Source organism: Pseudomonas sp. CVAP#3 (genome assembly GCF_018986375.1).
Taxonomy (GTDB): Bacteria; Pseudomonadota; Gammaproteobacteria; order Pseudomonadales; family Pseudomonadaceae; genus Aquipseudomonas; species Aquipseudomonas helvetica.
Genome location: NZ_JAHMSC010000003.1, coordinates 63,889 through 80,203, shown reverse-complemented (window position 1 = coordinate 80,203; position 16,315 = coordinate 63,889). Strand labels below are relative to the sequence as shown.

Here is a 16,315-nt window from a genome sequence, read left to right as displayed (position 1 = left end):
CCGGGCAGAACACACACCGCCACAGGCGGTTTTTCGAGGGGTCAGGGTATGAATGATAAGGCGTCGTCTGCAAAGGGTTCCGAAGATCCGATCCTGCAATGGGTAACCTTCAAGCTGGACAATGAAACCTACGGCATCAACGTGATGCGCGTTCAGGAAGTCCTGCGCTACACCGAAATCGCTCCGGTTCCGGGTGCGCCAAGCTACGTGCTGGGCATCATCAACCTGCGCGGCAATGTGGTGACCGTGATCGACACCCGCCAGCGCTTCGGCCTGGGCACCGTCGAAGTCAGCGACAACACCCGTATCGTGATTATCGAAGCCGACAAGCAAGTGGTCGGGATCATGGTCGATAGCGTGGCTGAAGTGGTTTACCTGCGTCAGTCCGAGATCGAAACCGCGCCTAACGTCGGTAACGAAGAATCCGCCAAGTTCATCCAGGGCGTGTGCAACAAGAACAACGAGTTGCTGATCCTGGTCGAGCTGGACAAAATGATGAGCGAAGAAGAGTGGTCGGAACTGGAGAGTATCTGATTGATTCTCGAGGTTGCTGTCATAGTACTGGGGCTCCTGTGGGTAGGGACCCTGGCGATGTTCCTGGCTTACACGCGCAAACAGCGAGAGCTGGCGGCGCTGCAAGCCCAGGGCGATGCGTTGCGAGATCAGCGCATCAAGGACCTGGCCAAGCGTGTCGACGACTACCAGAACGGTAACGTGCGCATGGGTGAAGACCTGCATGAACTGCGTGCGGTGGTCGGCCCCTTGCCGGACAAGCTGGCCCAGCTTGAGCAGCGCGACCCGTCGAGCCTGTCATTCGCCCAGGCAGCCCGCCTGGTGGGGATGGGCGCCAGCGTCGACGAATTGACCCAGTCCTGCGGCCTGACCCAGGCAGAGGCCGAGTTGATGAGCAAGTTGCACAAGAACTAATAGCGACTGCGCGAGTCTGGCGACGGGTGAACAATTGTGGCGAGGGAGCTTGCTCCCGCTGGGCTGCGAAGCAGCCCTGAAACCAACAATTACATTCTTCCAGATAGATTCCGTCAGCTTTTTTGCGACTGCTGCGCCCGAGCGCGGACCGGTCGGCGGGAGCAAGCTCCCTCGCCACAGTGAGCTTGCAACACCTGCTTGATCAGTAATCATCCCCGCGTTCTGTCACATCCCGCTCCACTATCGTCTCCTCAGAACCATGCCCTTGCGGAAACTTGCCCTTGAGTTTCCAGGCAAACGCAATGATCTCGGCAATCGTGCGATAGAGCTCTTCAGGGATGCTTTCACCCAGCTCCATCCTCGCCAGCAACTTCACCAGTTCGGCGTTCTCATATATCGGCACTTCATAGTCGCGGGCGATCTTCAGAATCGCTTCGGCCAGTTCGTCATCGCCTTTGGCGGTGAGTGTCGGGGCGTGGCTGCCGTCGTATTTGAGGGCGATGGCCTGGCGCGGTGGCGTGGGGTTGTTCATGCGGTTTCGTCGACCCAGCGTTGTTCGAGGCGGGTTTGATTGCCTTGGGGCGGTGTGCCGAGGTGGCAATTCAGGTCGCCGACATTCAGGCCCGATGCCAGCAGTTGCGCACGCAAGCCATCCAGGTTGCTTTCGATCAGGCTGGCGGTATAAGGCCGCTCGGCCCAGAGCTGGCTGGAGAGTTTGCCCTGGGCCAGCTGTGCCTGGATTTGCAGCGGCCCGAGTGGTTCCATGTCAAACGCCAGCTCGACTCGCCAGAGCCGTTGTTTCGGCTCGCGCTCGACGGATTTCTCGTGCTGTTGCTTTTCCGGTGTGTCTTCGCGTTGAAACTTCACCTGCAACGGCACGATGTCTTGCAGGTTACGCATGGGGATTTCCAGCTGCCAGGTGGTTTGCAGCTTGCCATCCTCGGTCATGCCGGTCTGTTCCAGGCTCGACAGTTGATGGCTTTGCAGGCGCGAAACGGCTGCAGCAGCCAGGCGCAGTAAATGCTCCAGATCGCCTTCACCTTCCAGGCTTTGCAGCAACCGCGAGGGCAGGGGGAAGCTGCTCGGCTGCGGTTTGGCGCTGACCTGCCCGAGGGTGCCGAGGGCGCTGCGGACAAAGCTTGGCAGCGCCTGCGCCAAGGTGTTGGCGGCGATGATCGCGTTGAAACTGGTATTGGCCGGCAGGTCGGGGGCCAATTGTGCGATCAATCGCAGCAAATTGCCTTTCATGTCCGGCGTCAGCGCAGGGTTCTGTCCGGCGAGCAGTTTGCTTTCCAGAAACAGCCCGCTGTTGACCAGCGCCTGCGCCAAACCTTTGGGGGTGCTCAGTTGCTGAACGTCTGGCAGGTCGGCAAGCAGTTTGTCGACGGCGGCGCGCAGGTCGTCGGAGGTGGTGTCGGAGTCTGGCAGATTTTGCAGGGCGTTGATCAGCCCGCTCAATGAGCCTTGGCGACTTTGCTGGGCCAGCAGTTGTTGACTCACCGCCAGTTGCTCCTGACGACTGGCCAGAGGCACGAAACTCAAGCTTTGCGCGCCCTGGACCAAGGCGCTGAGCAGACTGCCGATGCGTAACGGTTGCGGGCTGTCGATGCTCAAGGTGCTGCCACTGAGCGCGGTATTGAGCACACTCACCAGCGAGCGATAGACCGCCGGTTGCCCCGGTGTTTGCGGCATCAGCTGGCTGGTCAGGACTTTACCTTGCAGCAAGGTGCCGACCGGCAGTTGCGACGTATCGAGGCGGGTGAGGGTGGCGACGTTTGCGGCGATGGCCTGCTGCACGGTAATCGCCAGGCTACTGGCTGAAGGCTGGCTGACCGTCAGATTGGTGCCCAGAGGCAACGGTTGGTTGCTGGTGGCTTGCACCGTGGTTTGACGGCCACTGTCGAGGGTGACCTTGAGCAGCAGTTGGAAAGTCTGGTCGTTCTGTTTGAGCGACAGCACTTGCGCGCTGGCGCTTTGGCCCGCGGCGATCAAGCCTTCCACCGGGGTCTGCAGCTTGAGCAACTCACCACCGACCACCAGCGGGCGCGAGGTGGCCGGCGTCATAGCGGGCAGTGGAAGGATGTTCATCTCGCCGGTCATCAGGTCACACCCTGTCGAAATTGCCCTCTTGAGAGTAGGACATGACATGTATAATGCCGCCCGTCTCCGGGAAGCGTGTCAAAAACATCGCAAATGTTTGACGCAGCTCTCTAGAACAGGCCGTCAATGCATCTATGCTGCATCACTTTAACGGCCGCTCCATTGCCGACTTGAACCGTAAAGGCCCGCGATCTCTTGACCATCCCTCTACTAGAAGCCGTAGCGCTCGCCTGTGAGCGAGACTGGCGGATGCTCTTCGAAAACCTCGAGTTGCGTCTGGGCCGCGGTGACATGTTGCAGATCAGCGGCCCTAACGGTAGCGGCAAGACCAGCCTGCTGCGCCTGCTTGCCGGTTTGATGCAGCCGACCAGTGGCCAGGTATTGCTCAACGGCCAGCCTTTGAACACGCAACGTCCGGAACTGGCCCACAACCTGTTGTGGATCGGCCATGCCGCCGGAGTCAAGGACCTGCTGAGCCCTGAAGAGAACCTCAGCTGGCTGTGCGCGTTGCATCAGCCGGCGACGCATGAGGCGATCTGGCAGGCGCTGGCAGCGGTAGGACTGCGCGGTTTCGAAGATGTTCCTTGTCACACCCTGTCCGCTGGTCAACAACGCCGCGTGGCCCTGGCCCGCTTGTATCTGGACAGCCCGGCGCTATGGATTCTCGACGAACCATTTACCGCGCTGGATAAGCAAGGCGTCGCCCAGTTGGAAGAACACCTGGCCGCACACTGCGAGCGAGGCGGCATGGTGATTCTGACCACTCACCACACGTTGACCCGGATGCCGGCCGGTTACCGCGACATCGATTTGGGGCAGTGGGCCGTATGAGTGTTTTTGCACTGTTGGTCGCCCGTGAGGCGCGTTTGCTGTGTCGTCGTCCTGCCGAGCTTGCCAACCCTCTCGTGTTCTTCGCCATCGTTGTCTCAATGTTTCCATTGGCCGTCGGACCTGAGACACAATTGTTGCAAACCTTGTCACCGGGGCTGGTCTGGGTCGCGGCCCTTTTATCGGTTTTGCTCTCGCTGGACGGGCTTTTCCGCAGTGATTTCGAGGACGGATCCCTTGAACAGTGGGTCCTTTCGTCGCACCCCCTGCCTCTTCTGGTTTTGGCAAAGGTGCTGGCACACTGGGCGTTTTCCGGCTTGGCACTGGTGTTGCTTGCCCCGTTATTGGCGTTAATGCTCGGTTTGCCTGCCGCCTGTCTGCCGGTTTTGCTCTTGTCGCTGTTGCTCGGTACACCGGTATTGAGTTTGCTCGGTGCGGTGGGCGCGGCGCTGACGGTCGGTTTGAAGCGCGGAGGCTTGCTGCTGGCATTGTTGATTCTGCCGCTGTACATCCCGGTGTTGATTCTCGGCAGTGGCGCCTTGCAGGCAGCCTTGCAGGGTATGCCGGCAACCGGTTATTTGCTGTGGCTTGGTAGCCTGACCGCCCTGGCGATAACCCTGACACCCTTTGCAATAGCTGCTGGCCTGAAGATCAGCGTCGGCGAATAATAATGAGGTCTGGTTATTTTTTAACCGCTTTTTTTAAAAAAGGCAGACCCTGGCTTTTCGTGACAACGGAAAGCAACCGTGATGGAAACAGCAATGAACTGGACCTGGTTTCATAAGCTCGGCTCGCCCAAATGGTTTTACGGCATCAGCGGCAAACTGCTGCCCTGGCTGAGTGTCGCGGCGTTGCTGCTGATCGGCGTCGGCGTGGTCTGGGGCCTGGCCTTCGCGCCGCCGGACTACCAGCAAGGCAACAGCTTTCGAATCATCTACATTCACGTGCCGGCCGCCATGCTGGCGCAGTCCTGCTACGTGATGCTGGCGGTCTGCGGCATTGTCGGGCTGGTGTGGAAGATGAAACTGGCGGACGTCGCCCTGCAATGCGCAGCGCCGATCGGTGCCTGGATGACCGCCGTGGCGCTGGTCACCGGGGCGATCTGGGGCAAACCGACCTGGGGCTCGTGGTGGGTCTGGGATGCACGACTTACGTCCATGCTGATTCTGCTGTTTCTGTACTTCGGTCTCATTGCGCTGGGCAACGCCATCAGCAATCGTGACAGCGCCGCCAAAGCGTGTGCTGTGCTGGCGATTGTCGGCGTGATCAACATCCCGATCATCAAGTACTCGGTAGAGTGGTGGAACACCCTGCACCAGGGCGCAACCTTCAGCCTCACCGAAAAACCGGCAATGCCGGCCGAAATGTGGCTGCCGTTGCTGCTGACGGTGCTGGGTTTCTACTGTTTCTTCGGCGCCGTGCTGTTGCTGCGCATGCGCCTTGAAGTGCTCAAGCGCGAAGCCCGTGCCAGCTGGGTCAAGGCCGAAGTGCAAAACAGCCTGGAGGCCGCGTAATGAGTTTTGCTTCATTCGGCGACTTCCTCGCCATGGGCCATCACGGTCTTTATGTCTGGTCGGCTTATGGCATCTGCCTGGCGGTACTGGCTCTCAACGTGGCTGCGCCGATACTGGCCCGCAAGCGTTACCTGCAACAAGAGGCGCGCCGTCTGCGCCGGGAGAACAGCAAGTGAATCCGCTGCGTAAAAAGCGTCTTATCATTATTCTCGCGATCCTGGTCGGTGTTGGTGCAGCTGTCGGCTTGGCTCTGAGTGCCCTTCAGCAGAACATCAACCTCTTTTACACACCGACCCAAATCGCCAATGGCGAAGCCCCGCAAGACACGCGCATTCGTGCTGGCGGCATGGTCGAGAAGGGCTCGCTGCAACGCTCCGGCGATTCGCTGGACGTGAAATTCATTGTCACCGACTTCAACAAATCCGTGACCATCACCTACCGCGGCATCCTCCCGGACCTGTTCCGTGAAGGGCAGGGCATCGTTGCGCTGGGCAAACTGAATGCAGACGGTGTGGTGGTGGCTGACGAAGTGCTGGCCAAGCACGACGAGAAATACATGCCGCCCGAAGTGACCAAGGCGCTCAAAGACAGTGGTCAATCCGCTCCAACACCCGCGAAGGAGGGTTGATCCATGACCTCAGGCATCTTCATTCCCGAGTTGGGCCATCTGGCGATGATTCTCGCCCTGTGCTTTGCCATCGTTCAGGCCACTGTGCCGTTGCTCGGTGCCTGGCGCGGTGACCGCATGTGGATGGGCCTGGCCCAGCCAGCGGCATGGGGCCAGTTCACCTTTCTGGTGTTTGCCTTCGGCTGCCTGACCTACGCCTTCATGACCGATGACTTTTCGGTGGGGTATGTCGCCAACAACTCCAACAGCGCCTTGCCGTGGTACTACAAGTTCAGCGCGGTGTGGGGTGCCCACGAAGGTTCCTTGTTGCTCTGGGCCTTGATTCTCGGCGGCTGGACCTTCGCCGTGTCGATCTTCTCCCGGCAGTTGCCGCAGGTCATGCTGGCTCGCGTGCTGGCGGTGATGGGCATGATCAGCACCGGTTTCCTGCTGTTTCTGATTCTCACCTCGAACCCGTTCGCACGGATTCTGCCGCAGATTCCTACTGATGGTCATGACCTCAATCCGTTGCTGCAAGACATTGGGCTGATCGTTCACCCACCGATGCTCTACATGGGTTATGTCGGTTTCTCGGTGGCGTTCGCCTTCGCTATTGCCGCCTTGCTCGGTGGGCGTCTGGATGCGGCGTGGGCCCGTTGGTCGCGGCCCTGGACCATCGTCGCCTGGGCGTTCCTCGGTATCGGCATCACCCTCGGCTCCTGGTGGGCCTATTACGAACTCGGCTGGGGCGGCTGGTGGTTCTGGGACCCGGTGGAAAACGCCTCGTTCATGCCTTGGCTGGTCGGTACGGCGCTGATTCACTCGTTGGCGGTGACTGAAAAACGCGGTGTGTTCAAAAGCTGGACCGTGTTGCTGGCCATTGCCGCGTTCTCGCTGAGCCTGCTGGGAACCTTCCTGGTACGTTCCGGTGTGCTGACCTCGGTGCACGCGTTTGCCTCGGACCCTGCGCGGGGCGTGTTCATCCTGATCTTCCTGCTGTTTGTGGTCGGCGGTTCGCTGACGCTGTTCGCCCTGCGTGCCCCAGTGGTCAAGAGCCATGTCGGCTTCAACCTGTGGTCGCGTGAAACCCTGCTGCTGGGCAACAACCTGGTGCTGGTGGTCGCGGCTTCGATGATTCTGCTCGGCACCTTGTACCCGCTGGTGCTCGATGCCCTGAGCGGCGCCAAGATGTCGGTCGGCCCGCCGTATTTCAATGCGTTGTTCATTCCGTTGATGGCGTTGCTGATGGTGGTGATGGCCGTCGGTGTGCTGGTGCGCTGGAAAGATACGCCGGTGAAGTGGCTGATGAACATGCTGACCCCGGTGTTGCTCGGCAGCGCTGCTTTGGCGGTCGTCGCCGGGATCGCTTATGGCGACTTCAACTGGGCCGTGCTGGCGACCTTCATGCTTGCGGCCTGGGTGTTGCTGGCCGGTGTGCGTGACATTTTCGACAAGACGCGCAACAAGGGCCTGATCAAAGGCCTGCCGAGCCTGACCCGCAGCTATTGGGGCATGCAGGTTGCGCATCTCGGTATCGCCGTATGCGCCTTGGGTGTGGTGCTTTCGAGCCAGAACAGCGCCGAGCGCGATCTGCGCCTGGCACCGGGTGAATCCATGGACCTGGCCGGTTATCACTTCATCTTCGAAGGCGCCAAGCACTTCGAAGGGCCGAACTTCACCTCCGACAAAGGCACTATCCGGGTCATCCGGTCGGGCAAGGAAGTCGCGGTGTTGCACCCGGAAAAACGTCTGTACACCGTACAGAACTCAATGATGACCGAAGCCGGCATCGACGCCGGTTTCACCCGCGACCTGTACGTGGCCCTCGGTGAGCCGCTGGAAAATGGTGCCTGGGCCGTGCGCGTGCACGTTAAGCCGTTCGTGCGCTGGATCTGGTTCGGCGGTTTGCTGACAGGTTTCGGTGGGTTGCTGGCGGCGCTGGATCGTCGTTATCGGGTCAAGGTGAAAAGTCGCGTGCGTGAAGCGCTGGGCATGACGGGAGCCACTGCATGAGACGTTGGTTAATGGTGTTGCCACTGGCGCTGTTTCTGGTGGTGGCGGTGTTTCTTTACCGGGGTCTCTACCTGGACCCGGCCGAGCTGCCCTCGGCGATGATTGGCAAGCCGTTCCCCGAGTTTTCCCTGCCGACCGTGCAAGGCGACAAGACCTTGACCCGCGCTGATCTGCTGGGCAAACCGGCCCTGGTCAACGTCTGGGGCACCTGGTGCATTTCCTGCCGGGTCGAGCATCCGGTGCTGAACAAACTGGCCCAGCAGGGCGTGGTGATTTATGGCGTCAACTACAAGGACATCAACACCGATGCCTTGAAGTGGCTGGTCGAGTTCCATAACCCGTACCTGCTGGACATCCGTGACGAGGCGGGCTCCCTGGGCTTGAACCTCGGCGTTTACGGCGCTCCCGAAACCTTTTTCATCGACGCCAAAGGCATCATCCGCGACAAATACGTCGGGGTGATCGACGAAGTGGTCTGGCGCGAAAAACTGGCGGCCAAGTATCAGGCGCTGGTCGATGAGGCCAAGCCATGAAGCGCTGGATTGCTGCCGCCGTACTCGGCCTGAGTATCGCCGGAGTCGCTCACGCGGCCATCGACACTTACGTGTTTGCCAATGACGCCGAGCGCGAGCGTTTTCACGAACTGACCAAAGAACTGCGTTGCCCCAAGTGCCAGAATCAGGACATTGCCGATTCCAACGCACCGATCGCCGCTGACCTGCGCAAAGAGATTTTCCGCATGCTCGGCGAGGGCAAGGACAACCAGCAGATCATCGACTTCATGGTCGACCGCTATGGCGACTTCGTACGCTACAAGCCAGCCCTGAACAGCAAGACCGCGTTGCTGTGGTTTGGCCCGGCCGGGTTGTTGCTTGGTGGCGTGCTGGTGATCGCCGTAATCGTCCGTCGCCGTCGTGCCGAGCGCACGGCCGGTACAGACACGCTTTCTGTTGATGAGCGCAAGCGCCTCGACCAACTGTTGGATAACACCAAGAATGATTGATTTCTGGCTCGCTGCAGGTCTGCTTCTACTGGTTGCCCTGAGTTTTTTGTTGATCCCTGTTCTGCGTGGCCGTCGGGCCCAGCGTGAAGAGGATCGTACCGCGCTGAACGTGGCGCTTTACCAGGAACGCGTGGCTGAGTTGCAGGCTCAACAGGCCGAAGGCGTGCTTGATGCGACGCAAATGAGCGCCGGGCGTGACGAAGCGGCTCGTGAACTGCTGGCCGATACCGAAGGCGTCGACACGGGCCGGGTTTCCCGTCTGGGCAAGCCGTTGCCACTGCTGGCAGCGATCCTGGTGCCAGTATTGGGCCTGGGGCTGTACCTGCATTTCGGCGCCAGCGACAAGGTTGAACTGACCCGCGAATTCGCCCAGGCACCGCAATCGATGGAAGAGATGACCCGTCGACTCGAACGCGCTGTTGCGGCTCAACCGGATTCGGCCGAAGGCCTGTATTTCCTGGGGCGTACCTACATGGCTCAGGACCGCCCTGGCGACGCTGCGAAGATCTTCGAGCGCACCGTGGCATTGGCTGGCCGTCAGCCCGAATTGCTCGGCCAGTGGGCCCAGGCGCAGTATTTTGCCGACAACAAAAAGTGGTCGGAGAAGATCCAGGCGCTGACCGACGAAGCACTCAAGGCCGATCCTAAAGAAGTCACCAGCCTTGGACTGTTGGGTATCGCGGCTTTCGAAGGCGAGCGTTATCAGGAGGCCATCGACTACTGGGGGCGTCTGTTGGCGCAACTGCCACCCGAAGATAACTCGCGCAGCGCACTGGAAGGTGGCATTGCTCGGGCAACCGAAAAACTGCAAGCGAACGGCGCTACTGTCGCCAAGGCGCCAGTCGTAGCGGCCAAGCCGGCAGCGTTGCTGAAAGTGACGGTTGATCTGGCGGCGAACGTGAAAGCCAAGGTACAGCCAGGTGACAGCGTGTTCATCTTCGCTCGCGCAACCTCGGGTCCACCGGCACCATTGGCAGCCAAACGCCTGACTGTTGCCGATCTGCCAGCGACCGTCGAGCTGGGCGATGCCGACGCAATGATGCCGCAATTGAAACTGTCGAACTTTCCTGAAGTCCAACTGGTCGCGCGCGTATCCCGTGCCGGCCAGCCGACTGCCGGTGAGTGGGTCGGTCGCAGCGAGCCTTTGGCCAGCAGCACTACCGCGCCGCAACAATTGACCATCGACAGCCCAGACAAATAATCAGGAATCCGCTATGACCGCCATCGCTCGTATCACCCTGCTCGGTCTTGTCTTGGGGTTAAGTGCGTGCGCGGTCCAGCCGCCGTCACATGAAGAGCGGTTGCCGCCGATTCCGTCATCGTACCCAGGCAGCAAACCGACGACCGCCCCTGGCAAATCGGTGACCCCAAACAAGCCCGGCAAACCACAGCCGCGCACCTCCGCAAGCTTCGCACCACCACCCGGCGGCAACAGCCACTGGGATGCGAAACTCGGCGTTTACGTCCTCGACGACCAGACCGACACCTTCTACCGCCAGCGCACCTACTACCGCTGGAACAACGGCTGGAGTCGTTCGATCAGCCCGAACGGGCCGTGGGAAGAGATCGACATCCATGGCGTACCACCAGGATTGGGCAAGCAATACAGTCAGTAACGAAAACGGCGACCCAGGGGTCGCCGTTTTGCATTGTGCGCCAGGCATGGCGTACAGGTTGAAACTGGCACGAATAGTGATTACTCATTGACTGACGATTGTTGAACAATCCTGAGGCGATGAGTATGAGTAGCGGACTGTCCCTGGCTGACCACATCACACTGGAGTTGCGCGCCGATATCATTGGCGGTCGTTTGCTGCCGGGGCGGGCGTTGGTGGAAGGCGATCTGGTGGTTGCCTACAACGCCTCGCGCAATACCATCCGCGAAGCGCTGCACCGCTTGGGGCAGGAAGGCCTGACCCTTTATGTCCGAAATAAAGGCGTGATGGTTCGCCAGCTCAGCGCCGATCAGGTGCGCGACCTGTTTCAGGTCCGACGCACGCTGGAGCTACAGGCCATCAGCGCCAGCCGACCGCTGCGCGAATACCAATCCGACCACATGATCGAAGCCATTGAAGCCGCGCAACTGGCCCGCGAGCGTGAAGACTGGCGGGTTGTCGGTACCCACAGCCTGCGTTTTCATCAACACATTGTCGGTTTGTTACGCAGTCCGCTGTTCGATGAGTTCTTTACTAACGTCGTTGCGCAACTGCGTCTGGTGTTTAGCGCGGCCCCCGATGAATCACGCTTTCAAGCGCCCTGGCTCGAGCGCGACCGGCTCATACACGATCTGCTGGCCGAGGGTGACAAGCCCGGTGCATACGAAGCCTTGAGCGATTATCTCGACGATTCCGAACAGCAACTGCTCGAGTTGTTCAACCATCCTTCCCGTCACTGATCGAGGACTCATGCCATGTACAAAGACTACCCCGCGGCTTATCAGGTCAGTAAGGGCTCGGCGTTGCAGGTCGATAAAGCCTTCTACGAGCGGATCCGCGATACACCGGACGCGCGTACGCTGATCGAGCAATTCGAAGTGCCGATCCGCACCGGACGCGCCTGGCATGTGCCGGCGGGACATGTGTTTCGCGTGACTACGCCGGTGGGCCCGCAAGTGGGGGACTTTAATGTCTGGAATGCCAACGACCCGCGCGAGCGGCTGTGGGCTGCGCGGACCCGGCAATTGCAGGGCGCCCATGTCAGCACCCATGACCGGCTCTGGTCGAACCTGCCCTTTTTGCGACCGCTGGTGACCATCACCGACGACAGCCTGGCCAACTATGGCATCGACGAACACGGCGGACGTTTGCACGATTTGCTGGGCACGCGCTGCGATCCCTATGTGAACAAAATGCTCACCGGCGAGGACTTCCATCACCATTGCCATTCGAATCTGACCCGCGCCGTGTTACCTCACGGTCTGACCGAGTTCGACGTGCATGACGTGCTGAACATCTTTCAGTGCACGGGGCTCAACCACGATGACATGTACTTCATGAAGGCCTGTCCGGCGCAGAAGGGTGACTACCTGGAGTTCTTCGCCGAGATCGATCTGCTGTGTGCATTGTCGACCTGCCCGGGGGGCGATTTGTCGTTGCCGATGTGGGGGCCGAATGCGCAGGACCCGTTAAGTGTCTGTCGGCCGTTGGGCGTGGAAATCTATCGTTTGGAGGAAACGTTGCTCAAAGGCTGGAGCCAGCCAGAACGCGCTGCGTACAAAGGGCTGCACGGCTTGCATATCGCCAAAGCCGAGTGGGAGAAGTAGAGAAGTTTTTGTGGCGGGGGAGCTTGCTCCCGCTCGACCGCGCAGCGGGCGCCATTCCAGCGTAAGCGCTACATCTGAAGAAAATGTGCGAGGGACTGCTGGGGCCGCTTTGCGGCCCAGCGGGAGCAAGCTCCCTCGCCACAGTTCAGTCAACGATCCTGCGCATCCTTGGCGTCCGCTTCGGCGTTGCGCTCAGCGATGCGTTTACGTTGCTCATCGGTCAATTCCACTTTATTCGCGGTGTCGCGCAGCAACATCAAGCCACCGACGATCGATCCGATAGCAACCACCAGAATCAACCAGGCATACCAGGGCATAGGTGTTCTCCTTAAGGGCAGGCCGGTAGGCGAGGGTTTCGCCAACCGATCGTGCATACCACTTTTGAGCGATCAATTTTCGCAGTGGTTCCATTCTATGCCTGATATACCGCAGACGCCGCACATCCTTGTACGCGGCGTCATCAGCGTCGTTTCAGTGCTTGCTCAAAGCCCGGTCAACATCGCATCGGCCGGGGCGTCGGCACGCAGCTGCGCGGTGAGCAGGAAGTAGACAAAACCGACTGCCATGAAGCCGAGGAAGATCGCCCCGATCAGCGCGTTGAACCAGGCCATTGCCACCAGGCAGACCACCGCCAATGCCAGGGCAGTCGCCGGTACCAGTGGGTAGCCGGGCGCACGGAAAGTCCGTTCCAGATTCGGTTCGGTTTTACGCAATTTGAACAGGCTGAGCATGCTCATGATGTACATCACGATGGCACCGAATACCGCCATGGTGATCATCGCCGCGGTCAGGGTCATGCCGCCGAGGTTGATCATTCCGTCGCTATAAATGGCCGCGATGCCGATCAGGCCGCCAGCGATGATTGCCCGGTGCGGTGTCTGGAAGCGTGACAGCTTGGCCAGGTAGGCCGGCAGGTATCCGGCACGGGCGAGGGCGAAGAACTGTCGCGAGTAGCCAAGGATGATCCCGTGGAAACTCGCCACCAGCCCGAACAGACCAATCCACACCAGCATGTGCAGCCAGCCGGAGCTTTCACCGACCACGGCTTTCATCGCTTGCGGCAACGGATCGTTGATGTTCGCCAGGGTCCGCCAGTCACCCACGCCACCGGCAAAGAACATCACACCCATGGCCAGCAACACCAGGGTCAGAATACCGCTGATGTAGGCCTTGGGAATCGTCCGTTTCGGGTCCTTGGCTTCTTCGGCGGCCATGGCCGCGCCTTCGATGGCGAGGAAGAACCAGATCGCAAAGGGAATCGCCGCGAACATCCCGGCGATGGCCGGTGCACCGAACGCATCGGAGCCGGCCCAACCATTGAGGGCGAAATGGCTGAAGCTGAACGCCGGGGCGACCACGCCCATGAATACCAGCAACTCGATGACTGCCAGCACGCACACCACCAGTTCGAAGGTCGCCGCCAGTTTTACGCCAAGGATGTTCAGGCCCATGAATACGATGTACGCGCCGACCGCCGCATGTTTCGGGTCGAGGGCGGGGAACTGCACGTTGAGATAAGCGCCAATGGCCAAGGCAATGGCCGGAGGTGCAAAGACGAACTCGATCAGCGTCGCCAGGCCGGCGATCAGTCCACCTTTTTCACCGAAGGCGCGGCGACTGTAGGCGAAAGGGCCGCCTGCGTGCGGGATCGCTGTAGTCAGTTCGGTGAAGCTGAAAATGAAGCAGGTGTACATGGTCGCGACCATGAACGAGGTCACCAGAAAGCCGAGCGTTCCGGCTACGCCCCAGCCGTAACTCCAGCCAAAGTACTCGCCGGAAATCACCAGCCCGACCGCAATCCCCCATAAATGCAGGGTGCCCAACGTCGGTTTGAGTTGTGTGTTCATGCGTTTCTCCCGCTGCGATTTGGAAAAGCCCGGAGAGGGCGTGTGCAGTGGGCGTGCCATGTCGGTTTTGCACGTCGTAAAGATCAGAAAGCTGTCGTATCGAGGATGTTCGCTGCTGGATGTGCGCTTTTTGTGTGCCAGTTGGGGGCGTCGGTGATTCATATGACGCCATCGCGGGCAAGCCACGCTCCCACAAGGATTGTGTGAAACCTGTGGGAGCAAGGCTTGCCCGCGATGGGGCCGTTCCTGACACCACTGAAATCTGGCCTGTAACCCCCACGTAAAGCCACTCTTTACGCTTTCTTTATGCCGCGCCCAACCCCTCGGTCTCGTTCCTTTACAGCCTTCCTGCGGACAATTGCGCCACACGCGGCAGTTGCCGTACGACGGAGAAATTCCATGAGTGTTCTGGACGGGGTGTCCCTGCTGTTGGCGGTGGGACTGTTCATTTATCTACTGGTTGCGCTGTTGCGCGCGGATCAGCACTAGGAGCGGCTATGCACAGTTATGACTATTGGCTGATCCTCGCCTTCTTCGCCGTGGTGCTGATTCCGGCACCGTTCCTGGGAAGGTTCTACTACAAGGTGATGGAAGGCCAGCGCACCTGGCTGACGCCGATCCTCGGACCTGTGGAGCGCGGCTGTTATCGCGTGGCCGGGGTCGACCCGCAGAGCGAACAGAGTTGGCAGAAATACACCCTGGCGTTGCTCGCGTTCAACCTCGCGGGCTTTTTGCTGTTGTTCACGATCCTGTTGTTTCAGGACTATTTGCCACTCAACCCGCAAAACCTGCCGGGGCAGGAGTGGACACAGGCGTTCAACACCGCCGTCAGCTTCATGACCAACACCAACTGGCAGTCCTACAGCGGTGAGGCGACCCTGAGCTATCTGAGCCAGATGATCGGCCTCACCGTGCAGAACTTCGTCAGTGCCGCCACCGGCCTGGCTGTTCTGGTTGCCTTGTGTCGCGGCATCGGTCGCAAATCGGCGCAAACCCTCGGTAACTTCTGGGTCGACATGACCCGCGCCACCCTCTATGGCCTGCTGCCGCTGTGCCTGCTGCTGGCGCTGTTCCTGGTCTGGCAGGGCGTGCCGCAAACCTTCGCGCACTATGTGAATGCGCTGACGATGCAGGGCGTGGATCAAGTGATCCCACTGGGTCCTGCCGCCAGCCAGATTGCGATCAAGCAATTGGGCACCAATGGCGGTGGTTTCTTCGGCGTCAACTCGGCGCACCCGTTCGAGAACCCGACGGCCTGGAGCAACCTGTTCGAAGTCACGTCGATCATCCTGATCCCGGTGGCGCTGGTATTCACCTTCGGCCATTACGTCAAGGACCTGCGTCAGAGCCGGGCGATCATCGCCTGCATGCTGGCGTTGTTCCTGATCGGTGGCGCGGTGTCGCTGTGGGCTGAATACCAGCCGAACCCGACCCTGAACAACGTTGCGGTCGAGCAGGCTGCACCGCTGGAAGGCAAGGAAGCACGCTTCGGTACCACGGCGACCGTGCTCTGGTCGGTGACCACCACCGCAGCCTCCAACGGCTCGGTCAACGGTATGCATGACAGCCTCAACCCGCTGAGCGGCATGGTCGCGCTGATCAACATGATGGTCGGCGAAGTGATCTTCGGTGGCGTCGGCGCCGGCCTCTACGGCATGTTGCTCAACGTGCTGATCGCGGTGTTCCTCGCCGGTCTGATGATCGGACGTACACCGGAATACCTCGGCAAGAAACTGCAAGCCAAGGAAGTACAACTGTTGGTCGTCACCTTGCTGGTGATGCCGGTCGGCGTACTGGTGCTGGGTGCCATTGCGGCGAGCCTGCCTGGCCCTGCGGGAACGATCAGCAACCCCGGCCCCCACGGTTTCAGTCAACTGCTGTACGCCTACACCTCGGCCAGCGCCAACAACGGTTCGGCATTCGGCGGCCTGAACGCCAACACGCCATTCCATAACCTGATGCTGGGCCTGGGCATGTTGATCGGGCGCTTCGGCTACATCCTCCCGGTACTGGCCCTGGCCGGCAGCCTGGCGATGAAGAAAACCGCACCGATTGGCCAGAACAGCTTCCCGACCCATGGTCCGCTGTTCGTGACGTTGCTGACCGTGACCATATTGCTGGTGGGTGGCTTGACCTTCCTGCCGACCCTGGCGTTGGGGCCTATCGCTGAACACTTGAGCTTGGCCGCTTTTGGGCTGAAGAGCTGAGGGATTT

At 60.1% G+C, this 16,315-nt stretch carries 20 protein-coding genes; 16 read left to right on the top strand and 4 right to left on the bottom strand.

What is annotated here, in order from left to right:
• The first annotated feature begins 48 nt into the window (after positions 1-48).
• Together KRR23_RS06530 and KRR23_RS06525 are read left to right on the top strand one after the other, a co-directional pair.
• A complete protein-coding gene (locus KRR23_RS06530; protein WP_019692361.1) occupies positions 49-534 on the top strand; it encodes a chemotaxis protein CheW in 486 nt (161 codons plus the stop codon).
• The gene (locus tag KRR23_RS06525) at positions 535-927 is read left to right on the top strand and encodes a DUF2802 domain-containing protein (RefSeq protein ID WP_123584017.1); all 393 of its coding nucleotides are present in this window, start codon (positions 535-537) and stop codon (positions 925-927) included. It abuts the gene before it with no gap.
• 202 nt (positions 928-1,129) lie between these two features.
• On the opposite strand, the gene KRR23_RS06520 is transcribed toward KRR23_RS06525, so the two are convergent.
• Both KRR23_RS06520 and KRR23_RS06515 read right to left on the bottom strand, forming a co-directional pair.
• Positions 1,130-1,459: an EscU/YscU/HrcU family type III secretion system export apparatus switch protein gene (locus KRR23_RS06520; RefSeq protein WP_216741838.1), complete on the bottom strand. Its 330-nt coding sequence runs from the start codon at positions 1,457-1,459 to the stop codon at positions 1,130-1,132.
• Positions 1,456-3,027: a flagellar hook-length control protein FliK gene (locus KRR23_RS06515; RefSeq protein ID WP_216741837.1), complete on the bottom strand. Its 1,572-nt coding sequence runs from the start codon at positions 3,025-3,027 to the stop codon at positions 1,456-1,458. Before KRR23_RS06515 ends, KRR23_RS06520 begins: the two co-directional genes overlap by 4 nt.
• 249 nt (positions 3,028-3,276) lie before the next feature.
• Between KRR23_RS06515 and ccmA the strand changes: the two genes are divergently transcribed.
• The 12 genes from ccmA (at position 3,277) to KRR23_RS06455 (ending at position 12,254) form a co-directional block, all read left to right on the top strand.
• Positions 3,277-3,858, top strand: coding sequence for a cytochrome c biogenesis heme-transporting ATPase CcmA (gene ccmA, locus KRR23_RS06510; protein ID WP_253911958.1), 582 nt, complete (start codon positions 3,277-3,279; stop codon positions 3,856-3,858).
• Positions 3,855-4,523, top strand: coding sequence for a heme exporter protein CcmB (gene ccmB, locus KRR23_RS06505; RefSeq protein ID WP_054596311.1), 669 nt, complete (start codon positions 3,855-3,857; stop codon positions 4,521-4,523). Before ccmA ends, ccmB begins: the two co-directional genes overlap by 4 nt.
• Before the next feature lie 93 nt (positions 4,524-4,616).
• Positions 4,617-5,369: a heme ABC transporter permease gene (locus KRR23_RS06500; RefSeq protein ID WP_054596312.1), complete on the top strand. Its 753-nt coding sequence runs from the start codon at positions 4,617-4,619 to the stop codon at positions 5,367-5,369.
• Positions 5,369-5,545 (top strand): heme exporter protein CcmD, encoded by a 177-nt coding sequence (gene ccmD, locus KRR23_RS06495; protein ID WP_019692354.1) that lies wholly within the window; start codon positions 5,369-5,371, stop codon positions 5,543-5,545. The genes KRR23_RS06500 and ccmD overlap by 1 nt, the downstream gene beginning before the upstream one ends.
• Complete coding sequence (gene ccmE, locus KRR23_RS06490; protein ID WP_054596313.1) at positions 5,542-5,997, top strand: cytochrome c maturation protein CcmE; 456 nt, start codon at positions 5,542-5,544, stop codon at positions 5,995-5,997. The genes ccmD and ccmE overlap by 4 nt, the downstream gene beginning before the upstream one ends.
• 3 nt (positions 5,998-6,000) lie before the next feature.
• On the top strand, positions 6,001-7,989 hold the full coding sequence (locus KRR23_RS06485; protein WP_216741835.1) for a heme lyase CcmF/NrfE family subunit: 1,989 nt from the start codon (positions 6,001-6,003) through the stop codon (positions 7,987-7,989).
• Positions 7,986-8,522: a DsbE family thiol:disulfide interchange protein gene (locus KRR23_RS06480; RefSeq protein WP_216741834.1), complete on the top strand. Its 537-nt coding sequence runs from the start codon at positions 7,986-7,988 to the stop codon at positions 8,520-8,522. Before KRR23_RS06485 ends, KRR23_RS06480 begins: the two co-directional genes overlap by 4 nt.
• Positions 8,519-8,992, top strand: coding sequence for a cytochrome c-type biogenesis protein (locus KRR23_RS06475; protein WP_019692350.1), 474 nt, complete (start codon positions 8,519-8,521; stop codon positions 8,990-8,992). Before KRR23_RS06480 ends, KRR23_RS06475 begins: the two co-directional genes overlap by 4 nt.
• On the top strand, positions 8,985-10,193 hold the full coding sequence (gene ccmI / locus KRR23_RS06470) for a c-type cytochrome biogenesis protein CcmI (RefSeq protein WP_216741833.1): 1,209 nt from the start codon (positions 8,985-8,987) through the stop codon (positions 10,191-10,193). The genes KRR23_RS06475 and ccmI overlap by 8 nt, the downstream gene beginning before the upstream one ends.
• Before the next feature lie 13 nt (positions 10,194-10,206).
• Positions 10,207-10,608 carry a hypothetical protein gene (locus tag KRR23_RS06465; RefSeq protein ID WP_216741832.1) on the top strand — a complete coding sequence of 134 codons (402 nt, stop codon included), beginning with the start codon at positions 10,207-10,209 and terminating at the stop codon, positions 10,606-10,608.
• A 125-nt stretch (positions 10,609-10,733) separates the two neighbouring features.
• Complete coding sequence (locus KRR23_RS06460; RefSeq protein WP_216741831.1) at positions 10,734-11,387, top strand: GntR family transcriptional regulator; 654 nt, start codon at positions 10,734-10,736, stop codon at positions 11,385-11,387.
• 15 nt (positions 11,388-11,402) lie between these two features.
• Positions 11,403-12,254, top strand: coding sequence for a DUF1989 domain-containing protein (locus tag KRR23_RS06455; protein ID WP_216741830.1), 852 nt, complete (start codon positions 11,403-11,405; stop codon positions 12,252-12,254).
• Between the two features lie 149 nt (positions 12,255-12,403).
• On the opposite strand, the gene KRR23_RS06450 is transcribed toward KRR23_RS06455, so the two are convergent.
• Both KRR23_RS06450 and eat read right to left on the bottom strand, forming a co-directional pair.
• Positions 12,404-12,571, bottom strand: a complete 168-nt coding sequence (locus KRR23_RS06450) for a DUF2897 family protein (RefSeq protein ID WP_216741829.1) — start codon at positions 12,569-12,571, stop codon at positions 12,404-12,406.
• A 165-nt stretch (positions 12,572-12,736) separates the two neighbouring features.
• Entirely contained in the window at positions 12,737-14,101 is a 1,365-nt protein-coding gene (gene eat / locus KRR23_RS06445) for an ethanolamine permease (RefSeq protein WP_216741828.1), read from the bottom strand.
• 399 nt (positions 14,102-14,500) lie between these two features.
• Between eat and kdpF the strand changes: the two genes are divergently transcribed.
• Positions 14,501-14,590 carry a K(+)-transporting ATPase subunit F gene (kdpF, locus tag KRR23_RS06440; protein WP_019692955.1) on the top strand — a complete coding sequence of 30 codons (90 nt, stop codon included), beginning with the start codon at positions 14,501-14,503 and terminating at the stop codon, positions 14,588-14,590.
• A gap of 8 nt (positions 14,591-14,598) precedes the next feature.
• Positions 14,599-16,308 carry a potassium-transporting ATPase subunit KdpA gene (kdpA, locus tag KRR23_RS06435; RefSeq protein ID WP_216741827.1) on the top strand — a complete coding sequence of 570 codons (1,710 nt, stop codon included), beginning with the start codon at positions 14,599-14,601 and terminating at the stop codon, positions 16,306-16,308.
• Positions 16,309-16,315: the final 7 nt, after the last annotated feature.

Excerpts from the sequence above, each read along its gene's own strand:
- KRR23_RS06530 (WP_019692361.1), top strand. The coding sequence starts at position 49 with ATGAATGATAAGGCGTCGTCTGCAAAGGGTTCCGAAGATCCGATCCTG.
- KRR23_RS06520 (WP_216741838.1), bottom strand. The coding sequence starts at position 1,459 with ATGAACAACCCCACGCCACCGCGCCAGGCCATCGCCCTCAAATACGAC.
- KRR23_RS06515 (WP_216741837.1), bottom strand. The coding sequence starts at position 3,027 with ATGACCGGCGAGATGAACATCCTTCCACTGCCCGCTATGACGCCGGCC.
- ccmA (WP_253911958.1), top strand. The coding sequence starts at position 3,277 with ATGCTCTTCGAAAACCTCGAGTTGCGTCTGGGCCGCGGTGACATGTTG.
- ccmB (WP_054596311.1), top strand. The coding sequence starts at position 3,855 with ATGAGTGTTTTTGCACTGTTGGTCGCCCGTGAGGCGCGTTTGCTGTGT.
- KRR23_RS06500 (WP_054596312.1), top strand. The coding sequence starts at position 4,617 with ATGAACTGGACCTGGTTTCATAAGCTCGGCTCGCCCAAATGGTTTTAC.
- ccmD (WP_019692354.1), top strand. The coding sequence starts at position 5,369 with ATGAGTTTTGCTTCATTCGGCGACTTCCTCGCCATGGGCCATCACGGT.
- KRR23_RS06485 (WP_216741835.1), top strand. The coding sequence starts at position 6,001 with ATGACCTCAGGCATCTTCATTCCCGAGTTGGGCCATCTGGCGATGATT.
- KRR23_RS06480 (WP_216741834.1), top strand. The coding sequence starts at position 7,986 with ATGAGACGTTGGTTAATGGTGTTGCCACTGGCGCTGTTTCTGGTGGTG.
- KRR23_RS06475 (WP_019692350.1), top strand. The coding sequence starts at position 8,519 with ATGAAGCGCTGGATTGCTGCCGCCGTACTCGGCCTGAGTATCGCCGGA.
- ccmI (WP_216741833.1), top strand. The coding sequence starts at position 8,985 with ATGATTGATTTCTGGCTCGCTGCAGGTCTGCTTCTACTGGTTGCCCTG.
- KRR23_RS06465 (WP_216741832.1), top strand. The coding sequence starts at position 10,207 with ATGACCGCCATCGCTCGTATCACCCTGCTCGGTCTTGTCTTGGGGTTA.
- KRR23_RS06460 (WP_216741831.1), top strand. The coding sequence starts at position 10,734 with ATGAGTAGCGGACTGTCCCTGGCTGACCACATCACACTGGAGTTGCGC.
- KRR23_RS06455 (WP_216741830.1), top strand. The coding sequence starts at position 11,403 with ATGTACAAAGACTACCCCGCGGCTTATCAGGTCAGTAAGGGCTCGGCG.
- KRR23_RS06450 (WP_216741829.1), bottom strand. The coding sequence starts at position 12,571 with ATGCCCTGGTATGCCTGGTTGATTCTGGTGGTTGCTATCGGATCGATC.
- eat (WP_216741828.1), bottom strand. The coding sequence starts at position 14,101 with ATGAACACACAACTCAAACCGACGTTGGGCACCCTGCATTTATGGGGG.
- kdpF (WP_019692955.1), top strand. The coding sequence starts at position 14,501 with ATGAGTGTTCTGGACGGGGTGTCCCTGCTGTTGGCGGTGGGACTGTTC.
- kdpA (WP_216741827.1), top strand. The coding sequence starts at position 14,599 with ATGCACAGTTATGACTATTGGCTGATCCTCGCCTTCTTCGCCGTGGTG.